At 74.8% G+C, this 16,451-nt stretch carries 15 protein-coding genes; 11 read left to right on the top strand and 4 right to left on the bottom strand.

Annotation, left to right across the window (positions count from 1 at the left end):
* Positions 1-54 precede the first annotated feature (54 nt).
* Positions 55-1,527, top strand: coding sequence for an argininosuccinate lyase (gene argH / locus ABD335_RS10555; protein WP_344321915.1), 1,473 nt, complete (start codon positions 55-57; stop codon positions 1,525-1,527).
* On the opposite strand, the gene ABD335_RS10550 is transcribed toward argH, so the two are convergent.
* Together ABD335_RS10550 and ABD335_RS10545 are read right to left on the bottom strand one after the other, a co-directional pair.
* On the bottom strand, positions 1,457-2,242 hold the full coding sequence (locus tag ABD335_RS10550) for a carbonic anhydrase (RefSeq protein WP_344321914.1): 786 nt from the start codon (positions 2,240-2,242) through the stop codon (positions 1,457-1,459). The genes argH and ABD335_RS10550 overlap by 71 nt on opposite strands.
* Positions 2,243-2,430: 188 nt before the next feature.
* On the bottom strand, positions 2,431-3,117 hold the full coding sequence (locus ABD335_RS10545; RefSeq protein ID WP_344321913.1) for a lysophospholipid acyltransferase family protein: 687 nt from the start codon (positions 3,115-3,117) through the stop codon (positions 2,431-2,433).
* 244 nt (positions 3,118-3,361) lie between these two features.
* Between ABD335_RS10545 and ABD335_RS10540 the strand changes: the two genes are divergently transcribed.
* The 3 genes from ABD335_RS10540 to ABD335_RS10530 all read left to right on the top strand — a co-directional run bounded on the left by ABD335_RS10540 (position 3,362) and on the right by ABD335_RS10530 (position 5,839).
* A complete protein-coding gene (locus tag ABD335_RS10540) occupies positions 3,362-4,507 on the top strand; it encodes a glycerophosphodiester phosphodiesterase (protein WP_344321912.1) in 1,146 nt (381 codons plus the stop codon).
* Between the two features lie 149 nt (positions 4,508-4,656).
* Entirely contained in the window at positions 4,657-5,235 is a 579-nt protein-coding gene (locus ABD335_RS10535; RefSeq protein WP_344321911.1) for an RNA polymerase sigma factor, read from the top strand.
* An 88-nt stretch (positions 5,236-5,323) separates the two neighbouring features.
* On the top strand, positions 5,324-5,839 hold the full coding sequence (locus tag ABD335_RS10530) for a GNAT family N-acetyltransferase (RefSeq protein ID WP_344321910.1): 516 nt from the start codon (positions 5,324-5,326) through the stop codon (positions 5,837-5,839).
* A 97-nt stretch (positions 5,840-5,936) separates the two neighbouring features.
* Here ABD335_RS10530 and ABD335_RS10525 read toward each other — a convergent pair whose 3' ends face one another.
* Both ABD335_RS10525 and ABD335_RS10520 read right to left on the bottom strand, forming a co-directional pair.
* Positions 5,937-6,386 (bottom strand): hypothetical protein, encoded by a 450-nt coding sequence (locus ABD335_RS10525; protein ID WP_344321909.1) that lies wholly within the window; start codon positions 6,384-6,386, stop codon positions 5,937-5,939.
* Positions 6,379-6,750 (bottom strand): hypothetical protein, encoded by a 372-nt coding sequence (locus ABD335_RS10520; protein WP_344321908.1) that lies wholly within the window; start codon positions 6,748-6,750, stop codon positions 6,379-6,381. The genes ABD335_RS10525 and ABD335_RS10520 overlap by 8 nt, the downstream gene beginning before the upstream one ends.
* 81 nt (positions 6,751-6,831) lie before the next feature.
* Between ABD335_RS10520 and ABD335_RS10515 the strand changes: the two genes are divergently transcribed.
* The 7 genes from ABD335_RS10515 to cobT all read left to right on the top strand — a co-directional run bounded on the left by ABD335_RS10515 (position 6,832) and on the right by cobT (position 16,270).
* Positions 6,832-7,491 (top strand): HAD-IA family hydrolase, encoded by a 660-nt coding sequence (locus tag ABD335_RS10515; RefSeq protein ID WP_344321907.1) that lies wholly within the window; start codon positions 6,832-6,834, stop codon positions 7,489-7,491.
* 392 nt (positions 7,492-7,883) lie between these two features.
* Positions 7,884-8,960, top strand: coding sequence for a methionine ABC transporter ATP-binding protein (locus ABD335_RS10510; RefSeq protein WP_344321906.1), 1,077 nt, complete (start codon positions 7,884-7,886; stop codon positions 8,958-8,960).
* A complete protein-coding gene (locus ABD335_RS10505) occupies positions 8,957-9,628 on the top strand; it encodes a methionine ABC transporter permease (RefSeq protein ID WP_344321905.1) in 672 nt (223 codons plus the stop codon). Before ABD335_RS10510 ends, ABD335_RS10505 begins: the two co-directional genes overlap by 4 nt.
* 97 nt (positions 9,629-9,725) lie before the next feature.
* On the top strand, positions 9,726-10,577 hold the full coding sequence (locus ABD335_RS10500) for a MetQ/NlpA family ABC transporter substrate-binding protein (RefSeq protein ID WP_344321904.1): 852 nt from the start codon (positions 9,726-9,728) through the stop codon (positions 10,575-10,577).
* A 108-nt stretch (positions 10,578-10,685) separates the two neighbouring features.
* Entirely contained in the window at positions 10,686-11,321 is a 636-nt protein-coding gene (locus tag ABD335_RS10495) for a GNAT family N-acetyltransferase (protein WP_344321903.1), read from the top strand.
* A gap of 155 nt (positions 11,322-11,476) precedes the next feature.
* Entirely contained in the window at positions 11,477-12,712 is a 1,236-nt protein-coding gene (gene cbiE / locus ABD335_RS10490) for a precorrin-6y C5,15-methyltransferase (decarboxylating) subunit CbiE (protein WP_344321902.1), read from the top strand.
* Between the two features lie 246 nt (positions 12,713-12,958).
* A complete protein-coding gene (gene cobT / locus ABD335_RS10485; protein ID WP_344321901.1) occupies positions 12,959-16,270 on the top strand; it encodes a nicotinate-nucleotide--dimethylbenzimidazole phosphoribosyltransferase in 3,312 nt (1,103 codons plus the stop codon).
* Positions 16,271-16,451 lie beyond the last annotated feature (181 nt).

Below are 16,451 nucleotides of genomic sequence, written 5' to 3'. Positions count from 1 at the left end.
GGCCACACCGCCGGCACTCCAGTACGACCCCCGGTACGCGCACGAGGAGCACCGATGACCAACGGCCCGCAGACCCCCCCTCCCTCCGCAGGCGGTGACGTGCGGCTGTGGGGCGGCCGGTTCGCCGACGGACCGGCCGAGGCCCTGGCGAAGCTCTCGGCCTCCGTCCACTTCGACTGGCGGCTGGCCCCCTACGACATCGCCGGCTCCCGGGCGCACGCCCGGGTGCTGCACAAGGCCGGCCTGCTCACCGACGACGAGCTGGAGCGGATGCTCGCCGGACTCGACCGGCTGGCGGCCGACGTCGCCGACGGCTCCTTCACCGGCACCGTCGCCGACGAGGACGTGCACACCGCCCTGGAGCGCGGCCTGCTGGAACGCCTCGGCCCCGAACTGGGCGGCAAGCTCCGCGCCGGACGCTCCCGCAACGACCAGGTCGCCACCCTGTTCCGGATGTACCTGCGCGACCACGCCCGGATCATCGGCGGCCTGCTGGCCGACCTGAACGAGGCCCTGGTCTCCCTCGCCGAGGCGCACCCGGACGTGGCGATGCCCGGCCGCACCCACCTCCAGCACGCCCAGCCGGTGCTCTTCGCCCACCACGTCCTCGCCCACGTCCAGGCGTTCTCCCGGGACGCCGAGCGGCTGCGGCAGTGGGACGAGCGCACCGCCGTCTCGCCCTACGGGTCGGGCGCGCTCGCCGGCTCCTCGCTCGGCCTGGACCCGCGGGCGGTCGCCGCCGACCTCGGCTTCGAGCACGGCTCGGCGGCCAACTCCATCGACGGCACCGCCTCCCGGGACTTCGTCGCCGAGTTCGCCTTCATCACCGCGATGATCGGCGTCGACCTCTCCCGGCTCGCGGAGGAGGTGATCATCTGGAACACCAAGGAGTTCTCCTTCGTCACCCTCCACGACGCCTTCTCCACCGGCTCGTCGATCATGCCGCAGAAGAAGAACCCGGACATCGCCGAGCTGGCGCGCGGCAAGTCCGGCCGGCTCATCGGCAACCTCACCGGACTGCTGGCCACCCTCAAGGCGCTGCCGCTGGCGTACAACCGCGACCTCCAGGAGGACAAGGAGCCCGTCTTCGACTCCTGCGACCAACTGGAGATCCTCCTCCCGGCGTTCACCGGGATGATGGCCACCCTCACCGTCAACCGCGAGCGAATGGAGGAACTGGCCCCGGCCGGCTTCTCCCTCGCCACCGACGTCGCCGAGTGGCTGGTGAAGCGGGGCGTGCCGTTCCGCGAGGCGCACGAGATCGCGGGGGAGTGCGTCAAGGTCTGCGAGGACGCCGGGATCGAGCTGGACCGGCTCACCGACGAGCAGTTCGCGAAGATCTCCCCGCACCTGACCCCCGAGGTCCGCTCCGTGCTGAGCGTCGCCGGGTCACTGGCCGCCCGCGACGGGCGCGGCGGCACCGCGCCGTCGGCGGTCGCCGTCCAACTCGCCGAGGTCAAGGACGATCTGGCCCGGCAGAGGCAGTGGGCGCGGACCGCTCCGGGAGGCGGGGCGCGGACCCGCTGAGGAACTCCACCGCGCCGGACCCCGCCCGACAGTGGGCCCCCACCACCTCCAGGGCGCCCCGACGCAGCAGCGGCAGCAGCACCGGGTCGTCGCGCAGCCGCGCGACGACCCGGTCGGTCTGCGCGCGGACGGTGTTCTCCACCGCGTCCCCCGGCAGCCGCGCGCCGTCCCGGCAGGCCCCCGCCAGACGGGCCGACGCCACGGCGAGATGGGCCGGCGGCCGGGTGCCCACCGTCCGCGCCCGGACCGCCGCGGCCACCGTCCCGCAGTCGGAGTGCCCCAGCACGACCACCAGCGGGACGTCCAGCTCCACCGGCCCGTACTCGACGCTGCCCTCGACCATCGCGTCCAGGGTGTGCGCGGCCGTACGGATCACCAGCAGCGCGCCCGGCTCCAGGTCGAAGAGCGTCTCCGGCGGCGTCCGGCAGTCGACGCAGGCCAGGACCGCGGCGAGCGGACGCCCGGCGCGGGCGGTGCCACCCCGCCTCGCCCTCCCGCCTCCCGGGAGCCCCCGTGCGACGGCCCGACGGTTGCCCTCCTTCAGCAGCCGCAGCGCCGCGGGGGGAGTGAGCCGCTCCCCGTCGCCCCTGCCGTCCTCGCCGCCCCCGCCGTCCCTCGGCGCGGTGCCCTGGCGCGGCACGGAGCCGAGCAGCCCGGCGGCGCCGAGCGCGGCCCCGCGCAGTGTCCAGCGGTGATTCCTCGGCGAGCGCGGCACGTCGTTCCTCCCTGGTGCGGTCGATCCCGGGGGAGCATCGACCGCACCGCACCGACCCATGCCGCCGGAAGGGGTGAACCGGTGCGTACCGAATGCGACGCGGTCACCCGCCCGGGGGACCGCGTCGACGGCCCGTCCGGTCGCCGGACGGGCCGCGTCGGCGGGAGACGAGGCGGCGGGGGCGGGCCTCAGGCCGCCTCGGCCTTGGCCTTGGTGGCGTACACGTCCACGTACTCCTGGCCCGACAGCCGCATCACGTGGCTCATCACCTCGTCCGTCACGGCCCGCAGGACGTAGCGGTCGCGGTCCATGCCGTCGTAGCGCGAGAAGTCCAGCGGCTCGCCGAAGCGGACCGTGATCCGGCGGCCCGGACCGATCCGGGGCAGGCCGCGTCCGCCCGGCTGCACGCGGTCGGTGCCGATCATCGCGAACGGGACCACCGGCGCGCCGGTCATCAGCGTCAGCCGGGCGATGCCGGTGCGCCCGCGGTACAGCCGGCCGTCGGGGGAGCGGGTGCCCTCCGGGTAGATGCCGAAGACCTTGCCCTCCTCCAGCACCCGGCGGCCGGTCATCAGCGCGGCCACGCCGCCGCGCCCGCCGTCGCGGTCCACGGGGATCATGCCGACGCCGGTGAAGAACCAGGCCATCAGGCGGCCCTTGAGGCTCTTGCCCGTGACGTACTCGTCCTTGCCGATGAAGAAGACCTGCCGGTCGACGACGAGGGGGAGGACCATCGAGTCGATGAACGTGAGGTGGTTTCCGGCCAGGATCACCGGGCCGCTGCCGGGAATGTGCTCGACGCCCTCCACCCGCGGACGGAACAGTACGCGCAGGAGCGGGCCGAGCAGCGCCTTGATGAACTGGAAGCGGGACAACGTGTCCTCCGGTCGTGACGGTCAGCGCGCACACCCGCGCAGGTCAGTACGGTACCCGCGGTCCTCGGCGGGGCGAGCGCCGGGTTCACACGACGGATACCCGGTGTCGGGGTGCTTTGTCAGCCGTTTGCGTCACGTTCCCTCCGCGGTCTCCCGACGGAAAGCGGTGCGCGCCTACCATGCGCGGGTTCCGCCGCTTGTCGTGTGCGGGACAGCCATGAGCGGACGTGGGAGAGGAGTGTCCATGGGACAGGAGCAGCGGCCGGGGCGCAGAACCGTGCTGGGCGCGGCGGTGTTGGGGGCCGGGGCGGCGGCGCTGGGCCCGGCGGCCACGGCCGCGGCGGCCGGCGACGGCGGCACGGGCCGGGGGCGTTCGCGCCTGCCGGTGCCCACCGTGATCGCCCACCGGGGCGCCAGCGGCTACCGGCCCGAGCACACCCTGGGTGCGTATCAGCTCGCCCTCGACATGGGCGCGGACGTCGTCGAGCAGGACCTCGTCCCCACCAAGGACGGCCATCTGGTGTGCCGTCACGAGAACGACATCACCGGCACCACGGACGTGGCCGACCACCCGGAGTTCGCCGACCGGAAGACCACCAGGACGGTGGACGGCGTGCGGCTCACCGGCTGGTTCACCGAGGACTTCACCCTCGCCGAGCTCAAGACCCTGCGCGCCACCGAGCGCATCCCCGAGACCCGGCCGAACAACACCCTCTACGACGGCCGGTGGGAGGTGCCCACCCTCGAAGAGGTGCTGCGCTGGGCCGAGCGCGAGGGCCGCCGGCGCGGACGCCCGGTCTGGCTCCACATCGAGACCAAGCACCCCACCTACTTCCGCGAGTTGGGCCTGGGCCTGGAGGAGCCGCTGGCGAAGCTGCTGCGCGCGTACGGGCGGCACCGCGCGAACTCCCCGACGTTCCTGCAGTCCTTCGAGCCCACCAGCATGCGGCGGCTGGCCGAGCTGGTGGAGACCCCGCGCGTGGTGCTGCTGTCCTCCGCCTCCTCCCGCCCGTGGGACTTCGTGGAGTCCGGCGACCCGCGCACCGTGGCCGACCTGGTCACGCCCGAGGGCCTGCGGTGGATCTCCGGCTTCGCCCAGGGCATCGGCCCCACGCTCGACCTCGTCGTCCCCAGGACGGCGGACGGCCGGCTCGGCGAGCCCACCACCCTGGTGCGCGACGCCCACGCCCGCGGCCTGCTGCTCCACCCGTACACCCTGCGCAACGAGAACCGGTTCCTGCCCGCCGACTTCCGCCGCGGCACCGACCCCGACGCCTACGGGGACGCCTTCGGCGCCCTGCGGGCGTACTTCGCCACCGGCATCGACGGCATCTTCTCCGACCACCCGGACACGGCGCTGCTGGCCGCCGAGGACTTCCGCCGGCGCTGACCCCGGGCGACCCGGGCGACCCGGCGCCCCGTCACCCTCGGCCCCGGCGCCCTCCGCGCCGGGGCCGCACCGCGCCGCCGCGCCACCCGGACGGGTGATCGCCGGCCGGCCGCGCAACCGTCCCGCCGCCCGGAGCCGTCCCGGCAGCCGTGACGCCGGACGCACCCCCTCCTCTTCCCCCTCCCCATCCCCCGCTCCTGCCGCCCCCGCTGCGCTCCCTGCTGGCGGCCGAGTGCGCCGCGGAGGCGGCGGGCCACGGCATCGAGCCCGCCGACCTCGAACAGGCCGTCTGGCTGCGCTGGTTGGAACGCGGCCGGACGGACGGGCCGCCGCCCCGCCCGGCCCACTGGCTGCGGGCGGCCGTGCGGGCCGAGGTGCGGTCCGCGCGCCGCCGGACGCGGCGCGAGGTGGCCTACGACGCGACGGAACCCGGAACGGCGCCCTCCCCGGCGTACGGCGCCGAGGAGACCGAGAGCGCCGAGAGCCGCGTCCTGCGCCGAGAACGCTCGCGGGTCCTGCGCGCGGCCGTCGCGAGACTGCCCGGCCGCTGCCCCGCGGTGCTCACCGCCCTGCTGTCGCGCCGGGACCCCACCTATCCGGAGATCGCCCGCGAGTTGGGAATCTCACAGGGCAGCCTGGGACCGATTCGTTCCCGTTGCATCGATTGCCTGCGCAGAATGCTCACGGCGGAGGTTGCGGCTCCCGGACCCAGGGGAAGGGTGCGGTAAACAACCGGCGTCATCAGGGCAGACAGTTCGGGCGCGCGACCCTCGTACCACACGCGCGCCCGGCGCGACGATCAGGAGACGTGCGCACATGGGAACGAGCGTGACCATCTCTGCGGCGAGGGACGGCGACGCCGAGCAGATCCTCAAGCTGCAGTATCTGTGCTACCAGTCCGAGGCCGCGCTGTACGGCGACTACGGCATCGAACCGCTCACCCAGTCCCTCGACGACCTGCGGGCCGAACTGGCCCGCGGCTGCGTGCTGGTGGCCCGGCTCGGCGAGGAGGTCGTCGGCTCGGTACGCGGCAGCGTCGACGAGGACGGCACGGCCACCATCGCCAAGCTGATCGTGCACCCGCGGATGCAGCGGCACGGCCTCGGCAGGCGGCTGCTGACGGCGATCGAGGAGAAGCTGGCGGAGGAGCGGTCCGCCCGGCGCTACCGGCTGTTCACCGGCCACCGCAGCGAGGGCAACCTCCGTCTCTACCGCAGGCTCGGCTACTCCCAGGTCTCCACCGAGCGGGTCTCCCCCCGGCTGAGCCTGGTCCTCCTGGAGAAGGAGGCCGTACGCGAGGCCGTCCCGCGGGACCTGGCCGCCAGCGCCTGACCCGGGCGGCGACCGCCGGAACGCGACGGGCGTGCGGACGCGGCACCGTGCCGCGTCCGCACGCCCGTTCCGCACGTCGGACGCGGTGCCCGCGCCGCTACGCCGTCCGCCGCGAGCGCCGCAGCCACACCAGGCCGAGGACCGGCAGGACCAGCGGGAGCAGCAGGTACCCCAGGCCGTAGCCCGACCAGACCGTCGAGTCCGGGAAGGCCGCCGGGTCCAGCACGGTCCAGGTGCCGACCGTCAGCACCCCCACCAGCTCCGCCGCGCAGCCGACCGTCGCCACCCTGCGGGCGACCTCGCCCCCGCGGATCAGGGCGAGGGTGATCACCACGTACACCGCCGCGGCCACCGCCGAGAGCACGTAGGCCAGCGGCGCCTCCTCGAAGCGGGTGGCGAGCTCGTAGACCGCGCGGGAGGTGGCGCCGACGGCGAAGACCCCGTACACCGTCAGCAGCAGCCGGCCCGGACCGTGGCCGAGCCCGTCGGGGGCGTTCCGCGCGGCGGACGCGGAGTCCCGGGGGCCCTCGGGGGGCGTCTCAGACATGGCCGCCGCCTCCCCACACGTCGTACAGCCGCACCTGGAGCACCGCCATCACCACCGCGCCCGCGGCCACCGTCGCCGAGCCCCAGCGGGTGCGCTCGGCCAGCGACATGAGCCCGACGGCGGGCAGACAGGCCACGACGCCCAGCAGGTAGCAGACGAAGACCACCGTGCCACCGGCCGGCCGCTCGCCGCGCGCGAGCTGCACGATCCCGACGACCAGCTGGACCAGGGCGAGCACGGTCACCACGGCCATGCCGGCGAAGTGCCAGTCCTTGGTCGGCTGGTCCCGGTAGGCCGCGAAACCGCACCAGGCGGCCAGGGCGAGCGCGGCCACGGCGACCGCGACCGTCAACGGGGTGAGCATGTCGAGACTGTATTACGGGCGAGGTCACGGGCGGAAAAGCCCCCCGCGTCCGCCCTCGGGGGCGCCTCGTAGGCTGGCCGGGTGAGGATCTTCGCCGCCGCCGCGCTCTTCGACAACGACGGAACCCTGCTGTCGTCCCTGGAATCCGTCGTCCGCTGCTGGACCCGATGGGCGGAGGAGTACGGCGTCACCGGCGAGGACTTCGCCCGGGTCGGCCTGCACGGCCGTCCCGCCGCGGAGATCGTCGCCGACCTGCTGCCCGCCGACCGGGTGCCCGAGGCGCTGCGGCGCATCGAGCAGCTGGAGCTCCAGGACGTGACGGGCCCGGACGGGGGAGGGGTGGCGCCGCTGCCCGGCTCGGTCGAGCTGACCGGCGCGCTGCCCGCCGACCGCTGGGCCGTGGTCACCTCCGCGACCCGCGCCCTGGCCGAGGCCAGACTGGCCCGGGCCGGGCTCGCCGCGCCGCTGGTCGTCGCGGCCGACGACGTCACCCGGGGCAAGCCCGACCCCGAGCCCTACCTGCTGGCCGCGGCCGAACTGGGGGTCGACCCGGCCCACTGCGTGGTCTTCGAGGACGCGCCGGCCGGGCTGGAGGCGGGCCGCGCGGCGGGCATGACGACCGTGGCCTTGGCCACAACCCACCGGTTCGACGAACTCTCCGCCGACCTCGTCGTCAAGGACCTCTCGGACCTGTCGGTGCAGGTCACCGCCGAGGGTCTGGAGATCGTCGCGGAGCGGTGAACGACCGGTGCACCTCCTCCAGGCGTCCACTATGCGGACAACGGCGTCCGTTTTTACGTGCTCCGCTCAGGCATCTGGTTTACTCGTCCGCATGACCCCGACGAGCGACCGCACCCCTGCGACCGAGGCGACCATGTCGCCCGGTGCTCGTCGCCTGTGTCGAATGTGTTGACCGCCGAGGGCCCCCGCCTGAGCCGCCTCGCGCCCCGAAGCGAGATCCGAGTCCCCGTCCCGCGCCGCCCGTAGGCGCGAACGGACGCGCTCGGCCCCGAGCTCACCCGCAGTCCGGCCGCCACACCGCTCCGGGCTGTCGGTTCCCACCCTTTCGTCAGGAACATCCCGTGCCCGGCGCCGCCACCGCGCGCCGCGCACTCGACAGTGATGGACACCCAGTGATCACCACCACGGGACTCACCAAGGTCTACCGCTCCCGCGGCCGCGACGTGACCGCGCTCGACGGCGTCGACCTGCACGTCCGCGAGGGCGAGATATTCGGCGTCGTCGGACGCAGCGGGGCGGGGAAGTCCTCCCTCATCCGCTGCGTCAACCTGCTGGAGAGACCCACCTCCGGCACGGTCGTCGTCGACGGCCGGGACCTCACCGCGCTGGCCGGCCGCGGACCGCGGGCCGGCGCCGAGCTGCGCCGGGCGCGCAGCCGCATCGGCATGGTCTTCCAGCACTTCAACCTGCTGTCCTCCCGCACCGTCCAGGGCAACGTCGAACTGCCCCTGGAGATCCTGGGGGTGCCCGGCCGGGAACGCGCCCGCAAGGCGCGGGAACTGCTCGGCCTGGTCGGCCTCGCCGACCACGCCCGCGCCTGGCCCGCGCAGCTGTCGGGCGGACAGAAGCAGCGCGTCGGCATCGCCCGCGCGCTCGCCGGCGACCCCAAGGTGCTGCTGTCGGACGAGGCGACCTCCGCCCTCGACCCGGAGACCACCCGCTCGGTGCTGGACCTGCTGCGCGACCTCAACCGACAGCTCGGCCTGACCATCCTGCTGATCACGCACGAGATGGACGTCGTCAAGTCGATCTGCGACTCGGCCGCGCTGATGCGCGACGGGAAGGTCGTGGAGTCCGGCACCGTCTCCGGGCTGCTGGCCACCCCGGGCTCGGAACTCGCCCGCGAGCTGTTCCCCCTCGGCGGCCCGCCCACGGCCGCGGACCGCACCGTCGTGGACGTCACCTTCCACGGCGACAGCACGGCCCGGCCGCTGATCTCCCGACTGTCGCGCACCTACGACATCGACGTGTCGATCCTGGGCGCCGCCATGGACACCATCGGCGGCCGGCAGGTCGGCCGGATGCGGATCGAGCTCCCGGGCCGCTTCGAGGACAACGTCGTGCCGATCGGCTTCCTGCGCGAGCGGGGCCTGACCGTGGAGATCGCCGGAACCGCCGAGGCCGCCGGAACCACCGAGACCGCCGAGCCCGTCGAGGCCGCCGAGAAGACCGTGGAGGACGCCCGATGACCTGGCCGGAGATGCAGCCCATCCTGATCCAGGGCACCATCGACACGCTGTACATGGTCGGCTGGTCCACCCTCGTCACCGTCCTCGGCGGGCTCCCGCTGGGCGTGCTGCTGGTCCTCACCGACCGCGGCGGACTCCTGGCGAACAGGGCGGTCAACAAGGTGCTGGGCGCCGTGGTCAACGTCGGACGCTCCCTGCCCTTCATCGTCCTCGTCGTCGCCCTGATCCCCTTCACCCGCCTGCTGGTCGGCACCTCCATCGGCCCGACGGCCGCCGTGGTGCCGCTCTCCATCGGCGCCATCCCCTTCTTCGCCCGGCTGGTGGAGACCGCCGTGCGCGAGGTGGATCACGGCCTGGTCGAGGCCGTCCTGTCCATGGGCGGCGGCACCGGCACGGTCGTCTTCAAGGCCCTGCTCCCGCAGGCGCTCCCGTCGCTCGTGGCCGGCCTGACCACCACCGTCATCACCCTCGTCGGCTACTCCGCGATGGCCGGCGCGGTGGGCGCCGAGGGGCTGGGCAGCAAGGCCATCACCTACGGCTACCAGCGCTTCGAGACCGGTTTCATGATCGCCACCGTCGTGGTGCTGCTCGCCATCGTCACCGCCGTGCAACTCCTGGGCGACGGCGTGGTGCGGCTGCTGTCCCGCCGCGAGCGCACCGCCTCCTGAAGCTTCCGCGTCCCGCGGAGAACCCCCCACCGAGAAGCCGGACACCTTGTCCGGCGCCCACACCAGAACACGGCAACACCGAAAAGAGGCACTCTTCGTGCACGCCATCGTCAAGACCACCGTCACCGCCACGGCCGCCGCCGCCCTCACCCTGGGCCTGACCGCCTGCGGCACCGACTCCGACCCCGCCGCCTCCACCGGCAAGGGGGACGCCGACGCGCCGCTGACCGTCGCCGCCTCCCCGACCCCGCACGCCGACATCCTCACCTTCGTCAAGGAGAACCTGGCCGAGGAGGCGGGCCTGAAGCTGGAGGTCAAGGAGTTCACCGACTACGTCCTGCCCAACACGGCCACGGAGAACGGCGAGGTGGACGCCAACTACTTCCAGCACAAGCCGTACCTGGACGACTTCAACGCCAAGCAGGGCACCCACATCGTGCCCGTGGTGGACGTGCACCTGGAGCCGCTCGGCCTGTACTCCTCCACCCTGAAGAAGGCCGCCGACCTCGGCGCCGGCGACACCGTCGCGGTGCCCAACGACACCACCAACGAGGGCCGCGCCCTGCAGCTCCTGGACGAGCAGGGCCTGATCGAGCTGAAGGAGGGCGTCGGGAACGACGCCACCCTCGCCGACATCGCCGACCGCAAGGGCCTGAAGTTCAAGGAGTTGGAGGCCGCCGCCCTGCCCCGCTCCCTGGAGGACGTGGACGCCGCCGTCATCAACGGCAACTACGCCATCGAGGCCGACCTGGAGCCCGCGAAGGACGCCCTGGCCCTGGAGAAGGCGGAGGGCAACCCCTACGCCAACTTCCTCGCCGTCAAGAAGGGCAACGAGGACGACCCGCGGGTGAAGAAGCTCGCCGAACTCCTCACCTCCGACGAGGTCGAGAAGTTCATCGAGAAGAAGTACCACGGTTCGATCGTCTCCGCCGCGGGCAACGAGTCCTGACGCGGCGCACCACGCCGGGCCCGGCCCCCACGGGCCGGGCCCGGCGCTGCACACTGTCCGGACGATGCTGCATGCTGGGCACCCGACCCCTTCAGGCTGGAGCGGCGCATGACATCCAACTTCCCGGAGATCTCGATCAGTACGGAGCGGCTCGTGCTGCGCCCCCTCGAGGAGGCCGACGTCCCCGCGTTCGCGGAGATGATGAACGACGAGCTCGTCACCGCCTGGACCTCCGTACCCGTCCCCTACACCGAGGACGACGCCCGGGAGTGGATCACGCGCGGGGCGCCCGCCGAGCGGACCGAGGGACGCGGCGTCGTCTTCGCCGTCACCGAGTTCCTCACCCAGCGCCTGGTCGGCACCGTCCACCTGGGCAAGGTGAACTGGCGGGTGCGGTCCGCCGAGGCGGCGTACGTGATCGCCCCCTGGGCGCGCGGCGAAGGTTACGCCGCCGAGTCGGTGCTGGCCGCGGCCCAGTGGCTCTTCCAGGACCGGGGATTCGAGCGGCTGGAGATCCGCACCCCCGCCGACAACACCGCCTCCCAGCAGGTGGCCCAGAAGATCGGCTGCGTCAGCGAGGGCGTGCTGCGCAACGCGTGGATAGCCCGCAACCGCGCCGAGGACGGCCGCTGGACCGACGTCCGCACCGACCTGATCGTGTGGAGCCTGCTGCCGGAGGACCTGGACGGCATGCCCGGGGAGACGGCCGAGGCCGGCTACTCCTCCTACGCGGAGTGGCGCTGACCGCCCGGCCCGCCCCCTGGCAGAGCCGCCCGCGCCGGGCGCGGTAACCTCACTGCGAACCTCGCCGCGGCGATCCCGCCGCCCCGCCCCACCTCCGCGGACCCCGATCCGCCCCGCTCCGTCCCCACTCCGCGACGCGCCCAGGAGACCCGCCGATGGCCGACCGTGTCACCGTGATCGGGTGGGACGGCTCGCCGCTGACCGAGGCCGCCCGGGCCGCACTCGGCGCGGCCACCCTCGTCGCCGGCGCCGCCCACCACCTGGCCCTGCCCGAGGTCCCGCCCGGCGCCGAACGCATCCGCCTGGGCAGCGTGGCGCTGGCCGCCCGCCGCATAGCCGGACACCGCGGCACCGCGGTCGTCCTGGCCGACGGGGACCCCGGCTTCTTCGGCGTCGTCCGCACGCTGCGCGCGCCCGAGTACGGCCTGGAGGTCGAGGTCGTCCCCGCGGTCTCCTCCGTCGCCGCCGCCTTCGCCCGCGCCGGAATGCCCTGGGACGACGCCCAGATCGTCGTCGCCCACGGCCGCACGCTCCGCCGCGCCGTCAACGTCTGCCGCGCCCACCCCAAGGTCGCCGTCCTCACCTCGCCCGGCGCCGGGCCCGCCGAACTGGCCCTGCTGCTGGAGGGGGTGCACCGCACCTTCGTCATCTGCGAGGCCCTGGGCACCGACCGCGAACGGGTCACCGTCCTGACCTCCGACAAGGTCGCCGACCACGTCTGGCGCGACCCCAACGTCGTGATCGTCGTGGGCGGCTCGGGCTCCGGGGCCGAGACCGGCACCGACCGGGGCGGCTGGCTGGCCGGACGCGAGCCCACCTACCCGCCTCCCGTGCGCGGTTGGGCGCTGCCGGTCGCCGAGTACACCGGGCAGGACCCCGCCGCGCCGCCGCCCGGCGGCCGGGACTCGGCCCAGCTCCGCGCCGCCCAACTCGCCCGGCTCGGGCCGCGCCCCGGCGACCTGCTGTGGGACATCGGCGCGGGCAGCGGGGCCGTCGCCGTGGAGGCCGCCCGCTTCGGCGCCGCCGTCCTCGCCGTCGAGCGCGACGCCGCCGCCTGCGCCCGGGCGACCGCCGCGGCGCGGCGCTTCGGCGTCCAACTCCAGGTCGTGCAGGGGACGGCGCCCCTGGCGCTGGAGGACCTCCCCGAACCCGACCTGGTGCGCGTCGGCGGCGGGGGAGTGCGCACGGTCGCCGCGTGCGCCGACCGCAGGCCCGAGCGGATCGTCACGCACGCCGCCACCCGCGACGAGGCCGAGGCCGTCGGCCGGGTCCTGGCGGACGCCGGGTACGCCGTGGAGTGCGCGCTGTTGCAGTCCGTCGAACTGGACACCGGGGCCTGGACGGAGCGGGAACGCTCGGTCGTGTTCCTGCTGTCCGGCAGCCGGATGTGATCTCTCCCGGGAGGAACCATGACCAACCGGGGCCAGTCACCCACCCCCCGCCTCCGTGGCGTGCGGTGCCGGGTAGGCTGATGGATCGTTGTGCCGCCACCGGGATTGACGCTTCGTCCGTCAATGTCCGGATGGTTCAGGCGGGGGTGTACGTACCGCACCGTGTCCACGCTCGTTGTTCTCGACGAGGAGGGCGCGGCACCCGCTGGGGCTGGAAGGAGCACTACCGATGGGCGAGGGGTACGCATGACTGACACCGGCCAGGTCCCGGTCGAGGGACAGCCGGAGAACGCAGGCGGACAGCCGGAGCAGCCGGGCGCACCGGCTCCCGGCACGTACACCTTCGCGGGTCCGGTCGACGGTGTGGTGGCGGGCGACGAGGACGACCTGCTGCTGCCCGGTGCCCAGGGCGCGTGGAGCGAGGCGGCGGTGTCCGCGCAGACCGCGCACACGCCGGGCCCGTACGAGACGGACGGACCCGACGCGGCCCGGGGCCCGCAGCCCGCGCAGCACCCGGCGCCCCCGGCGCAGCAGGGTCCGCCGCAGCCCGTCGCCGACCCGCAGGCGACCCACGTCCAGGTGCCCCAGGCCCCTCAGGCCCCGCACCGTCCGCTGCACCTGGGTCCGCCCGTGCCGGAGCAGTCGGGCACGGTGCGCTCCCTCGCCGACCGCGGGCCGACCCCGACGCCTCCCCCCGGCGCGGGCGTCCCGGTCACCCCGGTCGGCCCGATGCACACCCCTCCGCACGCCATGCCCGTGCGGCACTCCGGACCGCCGACCATGGGTCCCGAGTACTTCGACGTGGCCCACGAGGAGCCGGCGGCGCCCGCCGCCCAGGCGCCCTCCTCGCTGCCCGGCCCCCAGCTCGCCTCGTTCCCGCAGGAGCCCGTGCAGCCCGGCGCCTGGGCGCCGGCCCCCGCCCAGGGCCCGACGCCGGCGCCCGCGGAGACGGACGGCCGGCAGGCCGAGCCCCCGCTGCCCGGGCCGGACCTCGCCGCGATCCCGGCACAGGACGGCGGGGAGGCGTTCCCGACGGAGTTCCCCGAGCCGGCACAGGAACAGGCACAGGTCCAGGAAGAGGCGCAGGAGCAGGCCCCCGCCGCTCCGGCGCCCGAGGCCGGAACGGCCGAGCCCGTGGCGGAACCCGCGGCCGAGCCCGCGGCCGAGCCCGCGGTCGAGGCCCAGGCCGTGCCCGTGCAGCAGGCCGACGCGCCGGAGGACACGGAAGGCACCCCGGAGGGTGCCCCGGAAGACGGCGTCGCGCAGGCACAGGCCCCGGCCGAGCCGCCGGCCGGCGCCGAGGCCCCCGCCACGCAGGAGGACGCCGCCGCGCAGGAGGACACCGCGGCACCCGCGGCCCCGCCGGCCGCGGACGGCGAGCCGGGCGAGCCCGTCCCCGTGCCCGCGCCTCGGCAGGAGTCCGTCGAGCCCGTGACCGAGCCCGTGACCGAGCCCGTGGCCGAGGCCGTCGACGAGCCCGCCGCGCCGGAGCAGGCCGCGCCCGCGCCGGAGCCCGCCGCCGTGCCCGAGCAGCAGCTCGCCATGGCGGCGGTGCCCGGAGCCGGGCCGCAGGTGATGGAGGCCGTGCCGGCCTCCGGCGCCGCGCCCGCGCAGGCCCCCGCCGAGCCCTCCGCCCCGGAGCCGGAGGCCGCCCCGGAGCCGGAGGCCGAGGACCGGCCCGCCGAGAACGCCGAGAACGCCGAGACCACGGACGCCGCCGACGAGCCGCGCGACGCGGAGCCCGCGTCCGACGAGGGGGAGCCCGGGGAGCCCGCCGCCGACGGGACGCCCGCCGAGCAGGCCCCCGCCGCCGTCGACAACGGCCCCGCCCCCGCCTACGGCGAGGCCGAACGCGAGGCGCTCCACCGCGTCATGCGCGAGCGGCGCGACGTCCGCAACGGCTTCCGCCCCGATCCGATCCCCGACGAGGTGCTGCTGCGCGTCCTGGAGGCGGCCCACACCGCCCCCAGCGTCGGCCACTCCCAGCCGTGGGACTTCGTCCTCATCCGCTCCGAGGAGACCCGCCGGACGATGCACGAGCTGGCCATGCGCCAGCGGGAGGCGTACGCCCGGTCGCTGCCCAGGGGCCGCGCCAAGCAGTTCAAGGAGCTGAAGGTCGAGGCGATCCTCGACACCCCGGTCAACATCGTCGTCACCGCCGACCCCACCCGCGGCGGCCGTCACACCCTCGGCCGTCACACCCAGCCGCAGATGGCGCCGTACTCCTCCGCGCTCGCCGTGGAGAACCTGTGGCTCGCCGCCCGCGCCGAGGGCCTGGGCGTGGGCTGGGTCAGCTTCTTCGACGAGCGCGAGCTGGTCCGGGTGCTCGGCCTCCCCGAGCACCTGGAGATCGTCGCCTACCTGTGCATCGGGTACGTGGACGCCTTCCCCGACGAGCCCGAGCTGGTGCAGGCGGGCTGGTCCAAGCGTCGCCCGCTGTCGTGGGTCGTCCACGAGGAGGCCTACGGCCGCCGCGTGCTGCCCGGCGCCGAGGAGCCGCACGACCTCCTCACCGAGACGCTGGGCGGCATCCGTCCGCTGGACGCCAAGGCGCTCGGCGAGGCGTGGGAGCGGCAGAAGCGGATGACCAAGCCGTCCGGCGCGCTCGGCATGTTGGAGATCATCTCCGCCCAGCTCAGCGGGCTGGCCCGGCAGTGTCCTCCGCCGATCCCCGAGCCCGCGGCCGTCGCCGTCTTCGCCGGCGACCACGGGGTGCACGCCCAGGGCGTCACCGCTTGGCCGCAGGAGGTCACGGCGCAGATGGTCGCCAACTTCCTCGCCGGCGGCGCGGTCTGCAACGCCTTCGCCAACCAGGTCGGCGCCGAGGTGTGCGTGGTGGACGTGGGCGTGGCGGGCGACCTGCCCAACATGCCGGGTCTGCTGCCGCGCCGGGTGCGGCCCGGCACGGCGGACTTCACCACCGGTCCCGCGCTCACGCGCGAGGAGGTGGTGCGCGCGGTCGAGGTGGGCATCGAGACCGCCCGCGACCTGGTCGCGGCGGGCAACAAGGCGCTGCTCACCGGTGAGATGGGCATCGCCAACACCACCGCCTCCGCCGCGCTGATCTCCGTCTTCACCGGCGCCGACCCGGCCGAGGTCACCGGCCGCGGCACCGGCGTCAACGACGAGATGCACGCCCACAAGATCGACGTCGTGCGCCGCGCGCTGGAGCTGCACCAGCCCGACGCCGCCGACCCCCTCGGCGTCCTCGCCGCGGTCGGCGGGCTGGAGCACGCCGCGATGGTCGGCCTGATCCTCGGCGGTGCCTCGCTGCGCACCCCCGTCATCCTCGACGGGGTGAGCGCGGGCGCGGCGGCGCTGGTCGCCCGGGCCATCGCCCCCGAGGCCCTGGCGGCCTGCATCGCGGGCCACCGCAGCGCGGAGCCCGGCCACGTCGCCGCGCTGACCAAGCTGGGCCTGCGCCCGCTGATCGACCTCGACCTGAGGCTCGGCGAGGGCACGGGCGCGCTGCTGGCCCTGCCCGTGGTGCAGAGCGCGGCCCGGGCCATGCACGAGGTCGCCACCTTCGACTCGGCGGGCGTCACCGAGAAGAACTGACGCGGACGGCGCCGCGCCGCGGGTCGCCGGGGTCCACCGTCCCCCGGTGACCCGCGGCACAGCACGTCGGGGCCGTCGCGTCGTAGGCTGCTCGTGCCCGCAGTCCCGTCCCCGCCGCTCCACCGCCGCAGCGGCGCAGGGCCCCTCCCCGGCCGGTCAGGCCGCGGTGGGGTGCCTTCAC

The organism is Streptomyces macrosporus (genome assembly GCF_039533145.1).
GTDB lineage: Bacteria > Actinomycetota > Actinomycetes > Streptomycetales > Streptomycetaceae > Streptomyces > Streptomyces macrosporus.
Note: the sequence above shows the minus strand (reverse complement) of the source record. Positions and strands in the feature narration are given on the sequence as shown.